Source organism: Micromonospora palomenae, from assembly GCF_007829925.1.
Classification (GTDB): domain Bacteria; phylum Actinomycetota; class Actinomycetes; order Mycobacteriales; family Micromonosporaceae; genus Micromonospora; species Micromonospora purpureochromogenes.
In genome coordinates this window covers 1,856,906-1,874,680 of sequence record NZ_VIXA01000002.1, presented here as the reverse complement: position 1 = coordinate 1,874,680, position 17,775 = coordinate 1,856,906, and the positions used below count along the sequence as shown (strand labels likewise).

The following is a 17,775-nucleotide window of genomic DNA, read 5'->3' as shown; positions in this document are numbered from 1 at the left end:
TCCGGGACGCGCGCAGGGCCGCTCGGGTAGTATGGAGCAGTTGCCGCGGGCGCCGATCTGATCGAAGTCCTGCCTGCGGCGCGCGTGCGGCCCGGTCCGGCTCGGCGAATCCGCCGCCGACCGCGTGGCCCGCGCCATACCGAACGCGCCCTGAGGACAAGACGGGGCGCACCACGAGAGGGCACCCCCAGATCCAGATGAGCGAACAGATTCTCGAAGAGCTGGGTGGCCACGAACTGGCCCCCACCGCCCCGGTCCGTCCGGAGGCTCCCACCTTCGCCGCGCTCGGTGCGCGGCCCGAGACCGTCGAGGCCCTGGCCGCGGCGGGCATCACCCGCGCCTTCGCGATCCAGGAGTACGCGATCCCGATCGCGCTGCGCGGCACCGACATGATCGGCCAGGCGCCGACCGGCACCGGCAAGACCCTCGGCTTCGGCGTACCGCTGCTGGAGCGGGTCTTCGCGCCGGGCGAGGGCAGCGACGGCGTGCCGCAGGCACTGGTCGTCGTCCCCACCCGCGAGCTGGGCATCCAGGTCGCCAAGGACCTCGCCGCCGCGGGCCGGACCCGGGGCATCCGGGTGCTGCCGATCTACGGCGGCGTGGCGTACGAGCCGCAGATCGACGCGCTGCGCAAGGGCGTGGAGATCCTGGTCGGCACGCCCGGCCGGCTGATGGACCTGCAGAAGCAGAAGCACCTGCGGCTCGACCGGGTGCGCGCGCTGGTTCTCGACGAGGCCGACCGGATGCTGGACCTGGGCTTCCTCGACGACGTCGAGAAGATCCTGGCGATGCTGCCGGAGGACCGGCAGACCATGCTCTTCTCGGCCACCATGCCGGACCCGATCGTCACGCTCTCCCGGCGCTTCCTGCGCCGTCCGATGACGATCCACGCCGGGCACACCGCCGAGACCGGCCCGTCGCCGCAGACCCAGCAGCTGGCCTACCGCACCCACTCGATGAACAAGGTCGAGATCGTGGCCCGGATCCTCCAGGCCGAGGGTCGCGGGCTGACCATGATCTTCACCCGTACCAAGCGGGCCGCCGACCGGGTGGCCGAGGACCTCGACTTCCGCGGCTTCGCCGTGGCCGCCGTCCACGGCGACCTCGGCCAGGGCGCCCGGGAGCGGGCGCTGCGGGCGTTCCGCGCCGGAAAGATCGACACTCTGGTCGCCACCGACGTGGCGGCCCGGGGCATCGACGTCAGTGGCGTCACCCACGTCATCAACTACGACTGCCCCGAGGATCAGGACACCTACACCCACCGGATCGGTCGTACCGGCCGGGCCGGGGCCACGGGCGTCGCGGTGACCTTCGTCGACTGGGACGACATGCCCCGCTGGCGGATCATCGACAAGACGCTCGGCCTGGACATGCCGGAGCCGCCGGAGACGTACCACACCTCTCCGCACCTCTACACCGACCTCGGCATCTCCACCGAGATCACCGGCACCCTGCCGACCGCCGAGCGGACCCGGGCCGGGCTCTCCGCCGAGGTCGAGGAGGACCTGGGCGGCCGGCCGCGGCGCGGCGAGAGCGGCCGGGGCTCCCGGCGCGGCGACAGCCGTGGCGAGAGCCGAGGCGAGGGCCGGGGCCGGGGCGAGCGCCGACGCGGCGGTCACTCCGACGCCGGCACGCCGGACGCCGACGCGCCGGCCGACGCCGCCGCCGAGGAAGGCACCCGCACCCCCCGCCGCCGGCGTCGCCGCCGGGCCGGCGAGGCGGTCGCGGGCGAGTCGACCGCGGTGGTCGCCACCGACGCCGGCTCCCCGGAGCCGGCCGTGGCCGCCGCCGAGGGCGAGTCGTCGAAGCCGCGCCGTCGCCGGCGCCGCCGTGGCGGCTCCGGTGCCGGTACCCCGGCCGAGGCGATCGCCGACTGACCGCTGTCACACCCGACGTCCCCCGCACCGTTCACCGGTCCGGGGGACGTCCCCTTTTCCGGTGCGGGCTCTCGACGGTTCTCCGGCGGGCTCCCGACGTCGACCGAGCAGTCGACGTGCCCACCCGGCCGACAGCGAGGTGTTGCCGTCGAGGCAGCAGAGCAAAGCGTCCGCTCCGGGTGCTCCGGTGTCGGCCGACGCGCCGGGGACCGGTGTCGGCGCGGCGGACGAGCGACGCACGGCACCATGCGGTGGCCTGCCGACGGGCCGCCCGGACCAGGAAGGAAGATGGTGGAATGCCGGAACCGTTGGACGCCGCCCTGACCGAGGTCCGGGCCCTGCTGCTCGACCCCGCGCTGACCCGCGCGATCGCCGCCGGTCGCCGCCGTGGGCAGCGCCCCTCGGTGGTCCGCGCCGAGCTGCGCCCGGTCGCGCTCAAGGCCGGCCCCCGGTTGCAGATCTCCACCTCCGACGGCGCCCGGCCGTACACCCGCAACGTGGCTCCGGGGGCGGAGGCCGGCGCGGCGGTCGACGCGCTGCTGGCCGAGCCGTTCGGCAACTGGCACGTGGAGACCGCGGACGCCACGCTCCAGCTCCGGGTGACCAAGTCCGGCGAGGCGCAGGTGCACCGGGCCGCGGCGAGCCGCCCGGACGCCGAGCCGGGTGGCCACGACCGCGCCAAGGAGTACCTGCTCGACCCGGGTGACCCGATCTTCGCCGAGATCGGCGGCTCGGCCGCCAAGCGCCGCCAGGTCGACGCGTTCCTGCGCGCGCTCGCCGCCACGCTCCCCGACGAGCTGACCGGCCCGCTGCGGGTGGTGGACCTGGGCTGCGGCAACGCGTACCTGACCTTCGCCGCGCACCGCTACCTGACCCAGCGGGGCCTCGACGTCGAGCTGGTCGGCGTGGACGTCCGCGAGGACCAGCGGCGGCGCAACACCGAGCTGGCCGAGCGGCTCGGCTGGGCCGACCGCGTCTCCTTCGTGGCCGGCACCATCGCCGACGCGGTGGTCGAGCCGGCCCCCGACCTGGTGCTGGCGCTGCACGCCTGCGACACCGCCACCGACGAGGCGCTGGCCCGCGCGGTGCGCTGGGACGCCCGCTGGGTGCTCGCCGCCCCGTGTTGCCACCACGACATCGCCGCGCAGCTACGCGCGCACCCGGCTCCGGCGCCGTACGAGCTGCTGACCCGGCAGGGCATCCTGCGGGAACGCTTCGCCGACGTGCTCACCGACTCGCTGCGCGCCGGCCTGCTCCGGCTGCACGGCTACCGGGCCGAGGTGGTGGAGTTCGTCGACTCCCGGCACACCCCGCGCAACCTGCTGATCCGGGCCCGCCGTACCGGCACCGCGCCGACGCAGGCGCAGCGGGCCGAGTACCGGGACCTGGTCGACCAGTGGCGGATCACCCCACGCCTGGAGACGCTGCTGGCCGAGGCCGGCCCGACAGCCTGAGACCCGCCGCCCCGGCACCCGTCCGGGCGCCTGAGGTCGGCGGCGCGGGTCAGCGACGGCGGTCGCCGCCCCGGTCCCGTCCCGACCGCTCGCCACCCGGGGCCCGGTCGAACACGGAGATCCGGTCCCGCGACGATCGCTCGTCCTCGCTCGGCGCGGTGGGGAACGGGACGACCTTGCCCGACGTCTCGGCGTTGCCGGCGGCGGCGAAGGCGTTCCAGGAGATGTCGACCAGCAGCCGCTTCAACTCGGCGTGCCGGACGGCGGCGCTGTGCTGCAACGCCAGCCGGATGCCGAGCACCACGCCGACCAGGGTGGTGGTGATCGCGCCGGTGGCGGCCAGCACGTGCGCCCCGGTGGCGTCGTCGCCGGTCAGCACCAGCACCAGCAGCCAGATCCAGAAGCCGAGGGCGAACACGCCGGCCTTGGCCACGAAGAACATACTGACCGCACCCGGGCGGTGCGGCACCGGAAGGACGGGGTCGGCCATGCTGCTCCTCATCGGTGCGCCGGGACTCGTCAGCGCCACGTCGCTGGTGGCGCCGGCGCGTCGAGCTTAGTTGATATCTGACTATCGACGCTGGACACCGGACCGGCACAAATGCCGGGATGCGGCGCCCACCGACGCCGAAGTCCTGTCGGCGGGACCTTCGGGTCGATCGGTCGACGGCTCCGACGCCTTGTCGTACTACCCTGGGAGGGGCGCACCGAATCTGGGCTCCGGCCGGAAAGGGAAGACCCCGCAGGAATGGGTTCCGCAGAGGTATCACCGCAGATGGCCTTCGCACGTTTCGTGCGACGTGCCATCGACGACGCCCGCGACGAGCGGGGTTGGACGGTGAGCGACCTGGCGGCGCACACCGGGGTCGGCCGCTCCACCGTCTTCCGCTGGCTCGCCGGCGACTGGCAGGACTATCCCGAGCTGGCCAAGGTACGCGGGTTCTGCGCGGCCCTCGACCTGCCCGTCGCGGCGGCGTTCCGGGCGCTCGGGCTGCCCGACGCCGGTCCCGCGCCGCGCCGCCGGGTCGACGACTCCCCGGTCGAGGCGGACGTGCGGGTCATCCTGGAGCGGCTGGCCGACCCGACCGTGCCGGCCGAGGAGAAGCACCACATCCGCGACCTGCTCCGCTACCTGGCCCGCCGGCCGGTCCGCCGAGCCGGCTGAGCGACCGGTCCCCCGGCCGCCCGTGCGCCGTCGTCAGGGCACGGTGACGGTGAACTCGGCGGTGCGCACCACGCCCGCCACCTGGAAGTCCAGGTACATCCGGTAGCGGCCCGGCCCGGGGGCGGTCACCCAGAAGGTGACCGTGTCGCCCGCCGGCGTCGCCACCGGGTGCACGTGCAGGTAGCCCAGGTCGCCCTCGCGGAGGGCGACCAGGTGGCCGTACGCGCCGAGGTAGCGTTCCAGCGCGGCGGGCGCGCCACCGGCGCTGACGGTGAAGCGCAGCGGGAGGGCCCTACCGACCTCCGGGGTGCCGTCGTACCCGACGGTGAAGCCGTCGACGGTCGTGGTGGGGGCCGGGGCGGGCAACGGCCGAGGGGCGTAGCCGCCGGGCGCGACCAGGTCCACCCCGAGGGTCGCCGCCGTCTGCCGGCCGTCATCGGCGACCGCGGTGAAGTCGGCGTACGCCCGCCAGACGCCCGGCTGCCCGAGGGTCAGCGGTACGGACCAGGTGCCGTCGGGCGCCATCGTCGGGTGCAGGTGCTGGTAGCCGCTGAGGTCCCGGCGCACCACGACCAGGTGCATCGGCTTGTCGTGCACGACGGCGAACCGGGTGACCGGCCGGCGCCGCTCGTCGCGTACCTGGAAGCGGAACTCGCCGGCCCGGCCGGCGCCGAACTCCACCGCCGACGGGGTGAGCGTGTAGCCGCCGGAGCTGACCGAGAGACCGCCCGCGCCGCTGTCGGCGGCCTGGTCGGTGCCGGCGCCGTGGTCGTGCGCGCCGGTGCCGGGGGCGTGGGTGTGGTCGGCGGTGGCCGCGGCGGCGCTCGTCGCCGAGGGCGTGCCCGGGCCGGGGTTGGCCCGGCCGAGGCCGAAGCCGAGCAGCACCGCGAGCACCAGCCCGCCGACGGTCAGCGCCAGCCGCAGCGTGCTCCGGTCCGCCCCCACCGGCTGCCCGCCGACTGCACCGGTCGGGAGTGCGTCGATCAGCTCAGCCCGCTCGTCGTCGGCCGGACGCACCCCGAACACCGGTGGACCCGCGTCGCCCACCGGGTGCGCGTCGGCCGGGCCGGACCGCCCGCCCTCGACCGGGGGCCCGTCGATCACCGGCGGGCGCGGGTCGGCCGCCGGTGGGGCGTCGGTCGCCCCGGAGCGCTCGCCGCCGGCGGACCCGGGAGGGACCGGCGGGGTGGGCGGGTGCTCAGGCACCGCCGACGGCCAGTTCGTACCCCGCCTCGTCCACGGCGGCCCGGACCGACGCCTCGGAGAGCGGCGCGGTGCTGGTCACCGTCGCGGTGCCGGCGGCCAGGTCGACCCGCACCTCGTCGACGCCGGGCAGCGCGGACAGCTCCTCGGTGACCGCGCGCACGCAGTGCTCGCAGGTCATCCCGGTGACGGCGTAGGTGTGCGTGACGGTTCCCTCGGCCATGCGCCCACGGTACCGCCGACCCGGCCGCCGTCCGCCGTCCCGACGCCCAGCGTGGCGACGGTCGCAATCCACCCGCGCCGGGAACTTTTCGCCCGCACCCGCCGACGACCAGCGGGAACGGTGCGACCGCGGGGAGCCGCGGGTTCCTCGGAAGGGGTGCCGTTCAGCCGGCCAAGGCGAGGGCGAGGGGGAGCACGTCCGGGGCGCCGGCCCGGCGCAGCAGCCCGGCCACCATGGTCAGCGTCCAGCCGGAGTCGACCAGGTCGTCGACGAGCAGCACCGGCCCGCCCAGTCCGGCCAGCGCGGCGGCGAGCTCGTCCGGCACGTCGAACGCGCCGTGCAGCGCGCGTACCCGCTGGGCGCTGTTACCGCGCGGCCCGCCGGCCCCGGCGGCGCCGGTCGGGACCACCTGGCCGAGCAGCGGCAGCCGGCCCACCGCGGCGATCCGCTCGGCCAGCGAGCCGACCAGCGCCGGGTGCGTGCGGGACCCGACGGCGACCACGCCGGCCGGGCGGCGCGGCCACGGGTCGTCGCCGTGCGCCCACGCCTTCAGCACCTCCACCACGGCCGCCGCCACGTCGTCGGGGACCGGGCCGTCGGCCGCGTCCGGGCCGACCAGACCGCGCAGCCGCCCACCCCAGCCCAGGTCCGACAGGCGTCCCACGGCCCGCCCGGGCAGCGCCTGCTCGCCGGGGGGAATCCGCCCCTTGAGGGGTACGCCGACCGCGTCCAGCCCGGTCGGCCAGAGCTTCTTCGGCGGGATCTCCACGCCGGGGCGGCCCAGGAAGGTCTGCGCGGCGGTCAACGCGGCGTCGGAGACCTCCGGGGTGAAGAGCGGCGCGGCGCAGCGGTCGCACCGCCCGCAGTCGCCCGCGCCGGCGTCGTCCAGGCACTCCCGCAGGTAGCGCATCCGGCAGCCGGAGGTGGTCGCGTACTCCCGCATGGCCTGCTGCTCGGCGGTGCGCGCCTGGGCGACGCGGCGCAACCGGGCCTCGTCGTAGACCCAGGGCTCGCCGGTGGCGAGCCAGCCGCCGCGGACCCGGCGGACCGCGCCGTCCACGTCGAGCACCTTGAGCATCAGCTCCAGCCGGGCCCGGCGCAGGTCGACCATCGGTTCGAGGGCCTGGGTGGAGAGCGGCCGGTCGGTGTGCAGCGCGCCGAGCACCGCCCGGACCTGCTCCTCCGGCGGGAAGGCGAGCGAGGCGAAGTACCGCCAGATGGCCGCGTCCTCGACGCCGGGCAGCAGCAGCACCTCGGCGTGCTCCACGGCCCGGCCGGCCCGGCCGACCTGCTGGTAGTAGGCGATCGGCGAGGGCGGCGCGCCGAGGTGCACCACGAACCCGAGGTCCGGCTTGTCGAAGCCCATGCCCAGCGCGGAGGTGGCGACCAGCGCCTTGATCTTGTTGTCGAGCAGGTCCTGCTCGGCGGCCCGCCGGTCGGCGTCCTCGGCCTGCCCGGTGTAGGAGGCCACCGACCAGCCCCGGGAGCGGAGGAACTCGGCCGTCTCCCCCGCCGCCGCCACGGTCAGGGTGTAGATGATCCCGGAGCCGGGGAGCCCGTCCAGGTGGTCGGCGAGCCAGGCCAGTCGGTGCGCCGGGCTGGGCAGGTCCAGGACGCCCAGCCGCAACGACTCGCGGTCGAGGGTGCCGCGCAGCACCAGGGCGTCGCCCAACTGCTCGGCGACGTCGGCGGTGACCCGCTCGTTGGCCGTCGCGGTGGTGGCGAGCACCGGGGTGCGCTCGGGCAGGTTGCCGAGGAAGGTACGCAGCCGGCGGTAGTCGGGCCGGAAGTCGTGCCCCCAGTCGGAGACGCAGTGCGCCTCGTCCACCACGAGCAGCCCGGTGGTGGCGGCCAGCTTCGGCAGCACGGTGTCCCGGAAGTCCGGGTTGTTGAGCCGTTCCGGGCTGATCAGCAGCACGTCCACCGCACCGGCGTGGATCTCGGCGGTGATCTCGTCCCACTCGTCCAGGTTGGCGGAGTTGATGGTGCGGGCCCGGATGCCCGCCCGGGCCGCCGACTCCACCTGGTTGCGCATCAGCGCCAGCAGCGGCGAGACGATCACGGTCGGCCCGTGCTCGCCGTGCTCCCGCAGCAGGGCCGTGGCCACGAAGTAGACCGCCGACTTGCCCCAACCGGTGCGCTGGACGCACAGCACCCGACGCCGGTCCACCACCAGCGCCTCGATCGCCCGCCACTGGTCCTCACGGAGCCGGGCGTGCTCGCCGGCCAGCCGGCGCAGCACCGCCTCGGCCCGCTCCCGTACCGCCGCCCGATCCTGGCTCATCCGGCATTTCTACCAGCCCCGGCTGACACCCCCGCCGGTCATCGGGGTCCGGCCGGCGCGGCCTCCCCCGATCCGACGTCGCCCGGGGGCGGGAGAAAGAGCAGGATGTCGCGGAGCCGGTCGGTCACCGCGAGCGGCAGCGGGCACCGCGCCGCCAGTTCCTCCATCGATCCGTACGGCCCGCGCAGCCACCGCTCCATCGCCACCTGCCGGCGTTGCTCGTCGGTGAGCCCCGGCAGCGTGGCGAGCACGGAGTCGGGTACGGCGTTGACGTCGACCAGCCCGCCGTCGTCGAAGGCGCGGGGCAGGTCCGGGCGACCGATGGCGAACTCCTGGCGGGCCGTGGGGTAGCGATGCACCAGATAACGCGCCTGCTCCCGGCGCAGCCGTTGCTCCTCGTCGCGGGCCCGGACCGCCAGGGGCCTGCCGGTGACCTTCCCCCAGACCCACCGGTTCAGCAGAACCACCTGCGCGGCGCCCACCAGCCAGCACAGGGTGACCAGGCCGAGCCCGAAGAACGCCTCCGCGACCGGCACCTCCGTTGTCGGATCGTCGGTGGCGATCAGGTACACCACCAGCGACGCGGCGGCGAGGTAGCCGACGGCCATCTGGCCGAGCCGCCAACTGCGCCGCCGCACCGCGTAGCCGAGGATCACCAGCCAGGTCACGAACCCGAACGACAGCAACACCAGGACGGTGCCGGCGATCGTGGCCATGGCGCTCACCCACCTCGGTAGCGGGTGGCGTTCCCGCCGCGGCCGTTCGGGCAGGATCGGGGGCACGCCGGCGGGGAAGCCGCCCGGTCCGGGGTACCGCGGCGGGGCGAAAGCCGCGTACGGCAGAGCCGGAGCGGGCTGCGGGGCCGGCGGGGCCGGCGGGGCCGGCGGTGGGACCGGAAGCGGCGGGGGCGGCTGTTCGATCGGGGGTGGGGCGGCGGCCGGTTCCGGAGCAGCCGGATGCCGGGCAGCCGGACCGGCGGGCGGCGCCGGCACCGGGGACGCCGCACCGTCGGCGGTACGCATGGTGGTGGTCGACGCGGGCAACCCCGGGGCCGGCTCGGCGGTGTCCGGAGGCGGTCCGGCGGGGCGGTCCGAGGCGGCGGCGGTAGTGGCCGGCGGCCCCGGGCGCGGGGACGGGACGGTGGGGGCGAGGGTCGGGTCGGCGCGGAGGATCCGTCGGTGCAGTCCCTGGAGCGCCTCGCCCGGCTCGATGCCGTACTCCTCGCGGAGCAGGTCGTCGATCTCCCGGTACGCGGCGAGCGCCTCGGCCTGCCGTCCACTGCGGTACAGCGCCAGCATGTACTGGTGGCGCAGCCGCTCCCGGACCGGGAACTCGGCCACCAGCTCAACCAGGCCGCCGATCAACTCCCGGTGCCGGCCCTGCTCCAACTCGAGCTCGGCCCAGGTCTCCAGCGCGGTGGCCCGAGTCTCCACCAGGCGCTGCCGGGCCGCCTCCAGCACCGGCCCGCTGAGGCCGCCGAACGGCTCACCGTGCCACAGCTCCAGCGCCGCGCGGAGCTCCGCCGCCGCATCGGCGGTACGTCCCGCTGCCCGGTGCCGCTCGGCCCGCCGAACGCCCCGCTCGAAGCGGACCGCGTCCACGGCCTCCGGATCCACCCGCAGCAGGTACCCGGCGTCGGTCAGGCTCAGCACCTGCCCGGGGGTACGGGGGGAACGGTCCGGCTCCAGCACCCGGCGCAGCCCGGCGACGTACTTCTGCACCACGTTGGGGCCGTTCGCGGGCGGCTCCTCCGGCCAGACGGCCTCCACAATTTGCCCGGTGGACACCGGACGACCGGCGGAGAGCAGCAGTACGGCCAGCACGGCGCGCTGCTTGCCGGGGCCCAGGTTGAGCTGCCGGTCGGCGTACCAGGCCCGCTGAGGCCCGAGGATCTCGAATCGCAGCGTTCCTGACATGCGAGTTTCCGCTCCTGACACCCCCATGGCTGCCGGACGGCAGTGCACGGCAGCCGGACGGCAGCATAGCGGCAGCCGAACCGCCGTGGCGGCCCGCAACATCGTCCTCGGCAGAAGCCACGCAGCGAGAAAGAGACGTGCGATGACACAGGCACCTGGCAGCGCCGGCACGATCCGACGGGCGGTCGGCACGGTCGCCGCCGCGCTGGCCGCGACCACCCTGCTCGGGGGTTGCGGGCCGAAGAGCGAACCGGCCGCCGAGCCCCGCACCAGCCCGAAGGAGGCCCTCCTCGACGCCGTCCCGGACGGGACGGAGGGCCCGTTCCGGTTCAGCGGAAAGGACTCGTCGAGCGCCGTCACCGGCCGAGTCGACCCGGAGTCGAAGGCCTTCGAGATCAACGCCGCCATGCCGCCGGACGAGGACGGCATCACCACGAAAACGTCTTTCCTGCTGATCGGCGACGACATCTGGATGAAGGCGAAGTTCACCGGGCACCCGGGCCTGCCGAAGTTCCCGGACAAGTGGATGAAGCTGGACCGCGCGAAGCTGACCGGCGACGCCGTCCCGGCCTACGACGGCGCGGATCAGGGCAACGCGGGTCCGCTCATCGACGCGGCCACCTCCGTCGAGGAGCAGGGTCCCGGCCGGTACGTCGGGCTCATCGACGTGAGCAGCGGAAACGCGGCGAAGGTGTTGGAGGACGGTGAGGCGGCGGCGCTCGGCGAGGCGGCAAAGCAGGTGCCGTTCACCGCGGCGGTCGGGCCGGACGGGCACCTGACCTCACTGACGCTGAAGATCCCCGCCGCCGGCAAGCGCAAGGCGTACGAGTACGTGGTCATGTACGCGGACTACGGCAGCACTCCGAAGATCACCGCGCCGACCGGTGGCGCGACGACGAAGGCGCCCGCGATGGCGTACGAGATGTTGAACAGCTGAGCCCGGGAGGCAGGGGGCGGCGGTCACACGGGGGACCGCCGCCCCCTGCTGCGTTGTCCCCTACGCGCGAGGGGTGGGGCGGAGAGCGCGGGTGAGGGGGGTGAGGCGGGAGGTGAGGCTGGCCAGGCCGCCGGGGAAGAAGTAGACGGCCAGGATGAAGACGGTGCCGAGGACGAACAGCGGCTGGCTCAGCGGGCGGCTGAGGACGGCCGGGAGGCTCTCCACGGCGTCGCTGGTGCCGAAGGCGGTGAGGCGGTGGTCCAGGTACATGTAGAGGATGCCGCCGAGCACCGGACCCCAGCGGGTGCCGGGGCCGCCGAGCACCACCATCACCAGCAGCGACAGCGTCAGCTCCGACGAGGTGATGTGCGGCGAGGCGCCGCCGACGATCAGGCAGTAGACCACCCCGCCGCTCGCGGCGAGGCCGCCGGCCAGGGTGAACGCCACCAGCTTGAACCGGTATGGGTCGAGCCCGAGCACCCCGATCCGCCGCTCGTCGTCGCGCAGCCCGGCCAGCACCCGCCCGGTGGGCGAGCCGGAGACCCGGTGCACCACCAGGACCACCACCGCCAGGTACGCCAGCGCCAGCCAGTACAGGTTGACCGTGTTGGTCACCCCGACCAGGGCCGGCGGCAGCCCGGACACGTCCAGCGGCAGCCCCTCCTCACCACCGGTCCACCCGCCGAAGTCCCGGGCCACCAGGATCGCGCCGACCTGGGCGAAGGCGAGCGTCACCATGGCGAAGGCGATCCCGACGGTGCGTAGCGCGACCGCGCCGAGCAGCGCGGCCAGGGTCGTCGCCCCGGTGACGGCGAGCAGCGCCGCCTGCCACAGCGGCAGGCCGGCCCGGGTGACCAGGATGTCCGTGCCGTACACGCCGGCGGCGAAGTAGAGCGCGTGCCCGAACGAGAGCATCCCGGTACGGCCGAACAGCAGGTCGTAGCCGGCCGCCAGCCCGCCGAAGACCAGGCAGACGGCGAGCAGTTGCAGGGTGCCCGGCGAGTTCAGCGGCCCTTCGAAGATCCCCGGCAGGCTGACCGTCGAGTACGGCAGGATCGCCGCCACCGCCAGCGCCGCCAGCGGCAGCCACGGCCGTACGCCGTGCCAGCGGCGGCGTCCCGGCGTCAGCTCGTCGGGCACCGCCGCGGGCGGGGCCGGGACCTCGGGACTCTTGACCTCGGTCATGCCGTTGCCACCTTTCCGGCGAAGCCCTGCGGACGCAGCAGCAGCACCACGGCGAGCAGCCCGACCACGCAGATGTCGCCCAGTCCGGACTCGCCGTAGTAGTTGACGAACTGTTGCAGCAGCCCCACCGCGACCGCGGCGTACGCGGACCCGACCACCGAGCCCATCCCGCCGATCACCACCACGATGAACGCGAAGATCAGCAGCGAGCCGCCCTGACCGGGCGAGACGGTGCCGAAGTAGACGCTGCCGAGCGCGCCGGCCAGCGCGGCGGCGGCCCCGCCGATCGCGAAGACCAGGGTGAACGCCTTGCGGACGTCGATGCCGAGCGCGGTCACCATCTCCCGGTTCTCCACCCCGGCCCGGATCACCAGGCCGTAGCGGGTCCAGCGGAGGAAGGCGAGCAGCGCGCCGAGCACCAGCACCGCGGCGACGATCAGCAGCAGCCCGCCGTTGGGCACGTTCGCGCCGAGGATCGAGGTCACCTGACGGGTCCACTCGGGGCGCGGGAACGGGCGCGCGTCGGCGCCCCAGGTCGCCTGGAGCAGCGCCACCCCGGCCAGTGACAGGCCGACGGTGACCAGCACCTGCTCGATGGTCCGCGAGTAGAGCGGCCGGATCAGCACCAGCTCCACCAGCACCGCGACGAGGGCACCGGCGAGCACCCCGAAGGCGACGGCCACCACGAAGCCGAACCCGTCGGAGCCGGCGCCGGGCAGGTTGCCCGCGGCCCACCAGGTCGCGTACGCGCCGACCCCGAGGAAGAGCCCGTGCGCGAAGTTGAGCACGTCGGCCAGGCCGAAGACCAGGGAGAGGCCGGAGGCGACCAGGAAGTAGAGCGCCGCCAGACCGAGCCCGGTCAGCGCCAGCAGGATCACCGTGGTCACGAGTGCACCTCCGCCGAGCCGACCCCGAGCAGCGACTTGGTCAGACCGGTCTCCAACAGCAGTTCCTGGGCGTCGCCGGCCCAGGCCACCTTGCCGGCGGCGAGCACCACCGCGTCGCGGGCGAGCCGCCGGACCACGGCCAGGTTCTGCTCGACCAGCAGCACCGGCACGGACTCGGCCACCCGTTCCAGCACCTCGGCCACCTCGGTCACCACCTTCGGCGCCAACCCCTTGGTCGGCTCGTCGACCAGCAGCAGCCGGTTGTCGTTGAGCAGCACCCGGCCGATGGCGAGCATCTGCTGCTGCCCGCCGGAGAGCGAGCCGGCCCGTTGCCGTCCGCGCCGGTCCAGCTCCGGGAAGAGCGCGAAGACCTTGTCGTACGCGGGGGTGGTGCCCCGCCGCTCGGCGAGCCGCAGGTTCTCCGCGACGGTGAGGCCGGTGAAGACGCAGCGGTCCTCCGGCACGTAGCCGAGCCCGCCGCGGACCAGCCGGTGGGTGGGGCGGGCGAGCAGGCTCTGCGCGCCCATCCGGATGGCGCCCCGGACCTCGCCGTTGCGCGGCGTCAGGCCGACGATCGCGCGCAGCGTGGTGGTCTTGCCGACGCCGTTGCGCCCGAGCAGCACGGTGACGCCGGTCGGCGCGACCGTGAACGACACGCCCTGGAGGATGTGCAGCCCGGCAATCCGCACGGACAGGTCCTCCACACTGAGAACCGGTTCACTCATAGCGATTCCCCCAGGTACGCCTCCTGGACGGTGGCGTTGGCCATCACCGTGTCCGGGGTGTCGCAGGCCAGCAGCGCGCCGTGGTGCATCACGGCGATCCGGTCGGCGAGTTCCAGGATCACGTCCATGTGGTGTTCGACCATCAGCACCGCCCGGCCGCTGTCGCCGGTCAGCGACTTGATCACCGCGACCAGCTCGGGCACGTCCTCGGCGCTGACGCCGGCCATCGGCTCGTCCAGCAGCATCACCCGGGGCTCCCCGGCGAGCAGCAGGGCGATCTCCAGCTTGCGCTTCTCGCCGTGGGCGAGGGTGCCGGCCAGCGCCGCGCCCCGGTGCTGCAGGCCGACGCGGTCGAGCGCCGCGTCGGCGGCGGCGGCCACCTCCCGGTCGGCCGCCGCCCGCCGCCACAGCTTCATCGAGCCCCCGCGGTACGCCTGCACCGCGAGCCGGACGTTCTCCCGGACGGTGAGCGAGCCGAAGACCGAGGACGCCTGGAAGGTGCGTCCCAGCCCGAGGCGGGCCCGCCGGTGCGGGGGGAGAGCGGTGACGTCCTCCCCGTCCAGCAGGATCCGACCCTCGGTGGGCCGGCGCAGGCCGGTGATCAGGTTGAACAGGGAGGTCTTGCCGGCGCCGTTCGGCCCGATCACGCCCAGGAACTCCCCGGGCGCCAGGTCGAGGTAGACGCTGTCGACGATGGCGACCTCTCCGATCCGCCAGGTCAGACCGCGGGTGGCGAGCACGGTTCAGCCCTTCATCTGGGTGACCGGCGGCGCGGTCTCGTCACCGGTCAGGCTCTTCTGGGCGGCGGCGGTGAACGCGGTGCCGCTGCCGGAGAGCTTGGCCTGGTACATCGGCTGGAGCAGCGCGTGGTCACCGGCCCGGATGGTCATCGACCCCTTCACGCCGTCGAACGTCCAGCCTTCGAGGGCCTTGACCATCTTCTCGACGTCGTCGCCCCCCTCCTGCACGGCGCGGACGACCATCTGCGCGGCGGCGAAGCCGTCCGGGTGGAACAGGTCGATGGTCCCGCCGGGGATCTTCGCCTTGGCGGCCTTCGCGGCCTCGGTGTCGCTGGCCCCGTCGAAGTAGTGCGACAGGAAGGAGATCTTGCTGCCGGCGGCGCCGAAGGTCGGCCAGGAGGCGCGGATGTCCAGACCGGTGACGACCGTGGTCGAGCTCAGCACGCCCTGCTGGTCGAGGGTCTGCCACATGGCCGGGGCGGTGGTGCCGGCCCAGGCGACGAAGAGCAGGTCCGGCTTGGCGGCCTTGATCTGGCTGGCGAACGGGGTGAACTCGGTGGCGCTGGCGGGGGCGCGGACGCTGCTGACGCTGGCCCCGGCGCCGCCGATCACGGCCTTCACGGCGGCCTCGTTGGCGTCGCCGAAGGCGCCGTCCTGCGCGAAGACGACGACCTTCTTGCCGGCCGGGTCGCCGATGAACGACTTGGCCGTCACCACGTCCTGGTACGACTGCCGGCCCGAGCGGAACGTGTACTTGTTCGCGCCGGTGATCGCGTCGGTGGCCGCCGGACCGGAGATGAACAGCACCTTGTTCTGGGCGGCGATCGGGGCCACCTGGAGCGCGACGCCGGACGCGGTCGAACCGGCAATGATCTTCGCACCCTTGCCGATCAGGTCCTTGGCGGCGGAGACCGCCTTGGCCGGGTCGCCGGCGTCGTCGACCTCGGTGAGCTCGATCTTGCGGTCACCGACCTTGCCGGTGCCCTTGGTGGCGTGGTCGAGGCCGGCCTTGAACCCCTCGATGTACTGCTTGCCGTAGCTGGCCAGCGCACCCGACTGGGAGTACACCAGGCCGACCTTGACCGGGGCGGCGGAGTCACCGCCACCCGAGGCGGTGTCCTGCGGGCTGCCGCAGGCCGTGGCGGCGAGCGCCGCGGCCATCATCGTGGCGGCGGAGAGGAACGCCCGCCGCGTGTGCCGGACCGTCATCGCGACTCCAGGTGAGGACAGGAAGCATGTGTCGGCTCACGCTAGAAGTGACGTCACCCACGAGCTATGTGGCCCCGGCACACAAGTGATACGGACGGGGTGGCCGTCCGTAACAATCACCGGGCGGGTGAAGGTTACCTCCCGCTTCGTGGTGGCTTGTGCCGCCACCACCCGGCCCGCCCCTGTGTCGCGTCCCGCCATCGCCCCCCGACAGCTGCGGCCGTTTCTCATTCCGCCCGCCCTCCGCTGTCGCTCGCCACGTTCGCCGCCACCCGCTCGGCACAGTAGGGGTTCTGAGCCTGTCGAGCTGATGTCGTAAACGACTCAGCCGATTCGATGCCGTGCGCCATCCCGCAGGATCATGCTCATCGGCCTGGTAGTGGCCCGCTGAGGCCGAGCGACACCACCACTTCCGGAATGGAGCGCACTCTCCGCCCGTCGCGGCACCCACCCCGACAGGGCTGATTCGTTCACGTCATCAGCTCCACAGGGCCGCATGACACCACCCCACTCCCCGCAGCGACTGCTGCTCGGCCCAGGCCATCAGGCGCCGCTCGGATAGCCCGGCCCCGCTCGGCTCCGTTCCGCCGAAAAGGGGGCGCCCGGCTGGACCGGACACCCCCTTTTCGCGTACCCGATGGGGACCGTTCGCCACCGCGAGCCGTCCCGGTGGGCGCGGCTCGCGGTGGCGCGGCGGTCAGCGCCCGGCGAGGCCGGCGCGGGCGGCGACCGCGGTGTCGGGCTGGTCGGCGAAGACGCCGTCCAGGCCGAGGCCGTAGAAGAGCTCGTACTCGGCGGTGATGTCGCCGCGGGCGTTCGGGTCGGCGCCGATCCGGAAGTCGGCCGGGAGGAACTGGTTTTCGGCGCGGAAGGTCCAGGCGTGCACCACCAGGCGCTCCCGGTGCGCGTCCCGGACCACCGTGGTCGGCGTCCGCAGCTTGCCGGTGGCGTCGCGGGGCACGATCAGGTTCTTGTTCAGGCCGACACCGTCGGCGTAGTCGGCGATCCACGCCAGCCCGGCCGGGGTAGCCAGGTCGGCGTAGGTGCGGGCGTCGCCGGCGGCGGTGAAGTCGTACGGGCGACCGGCGGCGTCCAGGAGCTGCACCAGCGGCACGTCGATCAGCGCGTCCAGCTTGCGCAGGTTGGCGGTCTCGAAGGACTGCACGAAGACCGGGTCGTTCCGGTGGGTCAGCCCGTTCCTACGCAGGACCGTGACCAGCGGCTCCTCCAGCGGCAGCCCGATGGCGGCGAAGTAGCTGGGGTGCTTGGTCTCCGGGTAGACGCCCACGGTGCGGCCCCGCTGCCGGCTCTCGGCGCGGGCCAGGTCGATGACCTCCTGGAACGTCGGCACCTCGAACCGGCCGTCGAAGGCGGTGTTCGCCACCCGGACCTGCGGCAGCCGCTCCTTGGCGCGCAGCGTCTTCAGCTCGGCGAGGGTGAAGTCCTCGGTGAACCAGCCGGTGACGGCGACCCCGTCGATGGTCCGGGTGGCCTTGCGGCCGGCGAACTCCGGCCGGGTCGACACGTCGGTCGTACCCGAGATCTCGTTCTCGTGCCGGGCGACCAGCACGCCGTCCTTCGTCGAGACCAGGTCCGGCTCGATGTAGTCGGCGCCCATCCGGATCGCCAGCCGGTAGGCCTCCAGGGTGTGCTCCGGGCGGTAGCCGCTCGCGCCACGGTGGCCGATCACGATGGGCCGATGGCTGGCCCGGTCCCGGCCGGCCTGGTCCGCGCGGTCGGCGTCGTCCTCGCGGGCCGACGCCGAGCCGGGAACGGCGACGGCCACCGCGAGCAGGGCGGCGGCCAGGCCGAGGGCGGAAAGGGTACGTCGCAACGCCGTCTCCTGTCGTCGAATGGTCGCCGCCCAGCAGACCGGTCCGGGCTGACCGCCAGTTGGTCGGCGACTGACCAGCCGGTGAACCCTGCGGGATACGCCATTCACCGACCCCAAGATGCCCGGAACCGGAAGA

15 protein-coding genes are annotated in these 17,775 nt (G+C 74.1%); 4 read left to right on the top strand and 11 right to left on the bottom strand.

Annotated elements, in window-relative coordinates; translation table 11 throughout:
* Nucleotides 1-197 precede the first annotated feature (197 nt).
* Together FHX75_RS19840 and FHX75_RS19835 are read left to right on the top strand one after the other, a co-directional pair.
* Entirely contained in the window at nt 198-1,877 is a 1,680-nt protein-coding gene (locus tag FHX75_RS19840; RefSeq protein WP_154941764.1) for a DEAD/DEAH box helicase, read from the top strand.
* Between the two features lie 296 nt (nt 1,878-2,173).
* Entirely contained in the window at nt 2,174-3,331 is a 1,158-nt protein-coding gene (locus FHX75_RS19835; protein ID WP_154941763.1) for a class I SAM-dependent methyltransferase, read from the top strand.
* A gap of 49 nt (nt 3,332-3,380) precedes the next feature.
* On the opposite strand, the gene FHX75_RS19830 is transcribed toward FHX75_RS19835, so the two are convergent.
* Nucleotides 3,381-3,821 carry a hypothetical protein gene (locus FHX75_RS19830; protein WP_154941762.1) on the bottom strand — a complete coding sequence of 147 codons (441 nt, stop codon included), beginning with the start codon at nt 3,819-3,821 and terminating at the stop codon, nt 3,381-3,383.
* A 258-nt stretch (nt 3,822-4,079) separates the two neighbouring features.
* Here FHX75_RS19830 and FHX75_RS19825 point away from each other — a divergent pair, with 258 nt between their 5' ends.
* A complete protein-coding gene (locus FHX75_RS19825) occupies nt 4,080-4,496 on the top strand; it encodes a helix-turn-helix domain-containing protein (RefSeq protein ID WP_154941761.1) in 417 nt (138 codons plus the stop codon).
* A gap of 33 nt (nt 4,497-4,529) precedes the next feature.
* On the opposite strand, the gene FHX75_RS19820 is transcribed toward FHX75_RS19825, so the two are convergent.
* From FHX75_RS19820 to FHX75_RS32015, 4 genes are all read right to left on the bottom strand, one after another.
* A complete protein-coding gene (locus FHX75_RS19820) occupies nt 4,530-5,702 on the bottom strand; it encodes a hypothetical protein (RefSeq protein ID WP_342799213.1) in 1,173 nt (390 codons plus the stop codon).
* Nucleotides 5,695-5,922, bottom strand: coding sequence for a heavy-metal-associated domain-containing protein (locus FHX75_RS19815; RefSeq protein ID WP_154941760.1), 228 nt, complete (start codon nt 5,920-5,922; stop codon nt 5,695-5,697). Before FHX75_RS19815 ends, FHX75_RS19820 begins: the two co-directional genes overlap by 8 nt.
* Before the next feature lie 163 nt (nt 5,923-6,085).
* Nucleotides 6,086-8,206, bottom strand: coding sequence for a RecQ family ATP-dependent DNA helicase (locus FHX75_RS19810; RefSeq protein WP_154941759.1), 2,121 nt, complete (start codon nt 8,204-8,206; stop codon nt 6,086-6,088).
* Nucleotides 8,207-8,244: 38 nt separating this feature from the next.
* The gene (locus FHX75_RS32015; protein ID WP_154941758.1) at nt 8,245-10,122 is read right to left on the bottom strand and encodes an AfsR/SARP family transcriptional regulator; all 1,878 of its coding nucleotides are present in this window, start codon (nt 10,120-10,122) and stop codon (nt 8,245-8,247) included.
* 142 nt (nt 10,123-10,264) lie between these two features.
* Between FHX75_RS32015 and FHX75_RS19800 the strand changes: the two genes are divergently transcribed.
* The gene (locus tag FHX75_RS19800) at nt 10,265-11,059 is read left to right on the top strand and encodes a hypothetical protein (protein WP_154941757.1); all 795 of its coding nucleotides are present in this window, start codon (nt 10,265-10,267) and stop codon (nt 11,057-11,059) included.
* 60 nt (nt 11,060-11,119) lie between these two features.
* On the opposite strand, the gene FHX75_RS19795 is transcribed toward FHX75_RS19800, so the two are convergent.
* From FHX75_RS19795 to FHX75_RS19770, 6 genes are all read right to left on the bottom strand, one after another.
* Nucleotides 11,120-12,244: a branched-chain amino acid ABC transporter permease gene (locus FHX75_RS19795; RefSeq protein WP_154941756.1), complete on the bottom strand. Its 1,125-nt coding sequence runs from the start codon at nt 12,242-12,244 to the stop codon at nt 11,120-11,122.
* Complete coding sequence (locus tag FHX75_RS19790; RefSeq protein WP_154941755.1) at nt 12,241-13,131, bottom strand: branched-chain amino acid ABC transporter permease; 891 nt, start codon at nt 13,129-13,131, stop codon at nt 12,241-12,243. Before FHX75_RS19790 ends, FHX75_RS19795 begins: the two co-directional genes overlap by 4 nt.
* A complete protein-coding gene (locus FHX75_RS19785) occupies nt 13,128-13,856 on the bottom strand; it encodes an ABC transporter ATP-binding protein (protein ID WP_154941754.1) in 729 nt (242 codons plus the stop codon). The genes FHX75_RS19790 and FHX75_RS19785 overlap by 4 nt, the downstream gene beginning before the upstream one ends.
* Nucleotides 13,853-14,596, bottom strand: coding sequence for an ABC transporter ATP-binding protein (locus FHX75_RS19780; protein WP_154941753.1), 744 nt, complete (start codon nt 14,594-14,596; stop codon nt 13,853-13,855). Before FHX75_RS19780 ends, FHX75_RS19785 begins: the two co-directional genes overlap by 4 nt.
* A gap of 3 nt (nt 14,597-14,599) precedes the next feature.
* Nucleotides 14,600-15,805 (bottom strand): substrate-binding domain-containing protein, encoded by a 1,206-nt coding sequence (locus tag FHX75_RS19775; RefSeq protein ID WP_154941752.1) that lies wholly within the window; start codon nt 15,803-15,805, stop codon nt 14,600-14,602.
* A gap of 697 nt (nt 15,806-16,502) precedes the next feature.
* The gene (locus FHX75_RS19770; protein WP_154941751.1) at nt 16,503-17,639 is read right to left on the bottom strand and encodes a glycerophosphodiester phosphodiesterase; all 1,137 of its coding nucleotides are present in this window, start codon (nt 17,637-17,639) and stop codon (nt 16,503-16,505) included.
* Nucleotides 17,640-17,775 lie beyond the last annotated feature (136 nt).

Excerpts from the sequence above, each read along its gene's own strand:
- FHX75_RS19775 (WP_154941752.1), bottom strand. The coding sequence starts at position 15,805 with ATGACGGTCCGGCACACGCGGCGGGCGTTCCTCTCCGCCGCCACGATG.
- FHX75_RS19835 (WP_154941763.1), top strand. The coding sequence starts at position 2,174 with ATGCCGGAACCGTTGGACGCCGCCCTGACCGAGGTCCGGGCCCTGCTG.
- FHX75_RS19815 (WP_154941760.1), bottom strand. The coding sequence starts at position 5,922 with ATGGCCGAGGGAACCGTCACGCACACCTACGCCGTCACCGGGATGACC.
- FHX75_RS19810 (WP_154941759.1), bottom strand. The coding sequence starts at position 8,206 with ATGAGCCAGGATCGGGCGGCGGTACGGGAGCGGGCCGAGGCGGTGCTG.
- FHX75_RS19830 (WP_154941762.1), bottom strand. The coding sequence starts at position 3,821 with ATGGCCGACCCCGTCCTTCCGGTGCCGCACCGCCCGGGTGCGGTCAGT.
- FHX75_RS19800 (WP_154941757.1), top strand. The coding sequence starts at position 10,265 with ATGACACAGGCACCTGGCAGCGCCGGCACGATCCGACGGGCGGTCGGC.
- FHX75_RS19840 (WP_154941764.1), top strand. The coding sequence starts at position 198 with ATGAGCGAACAGATTCTCGAAGAGCTGGGTGGCCACGAACTGGCCCCC.
- FHX75_RS19785 (WP_154941754.1), bottom strand. The coding sequence starts at position 13,856 with ATGAGTGAACCGGTTCTCAGTGTGGAGGACCTGTCCGTGCGGATTGCC.
- FHX75_RS19825 (WP_154941761.1), top strand. The coding sequence starts at position 4,080 with ATGGGTTCCGCAGAGGTATCACCGCAGATGGCCTTCGCACGTTTCGTG.
- FHX75_RS19795 (WP_154941756.1), bottom strand. The coding sequence starts at position 12,244 with ATGACCGAGGTCAAGAGTCCCGAGGTCCCGGCCCCGCCCGCGGCGGTG.
- FHX75_RS32015 (WP_154941758.1), bottom strand. The coding sequence starts at position 10,122 with ATGTCAGGAACGCTGCGATTCGAGATCCTCGGGCCTCAGCGGGCCTGG.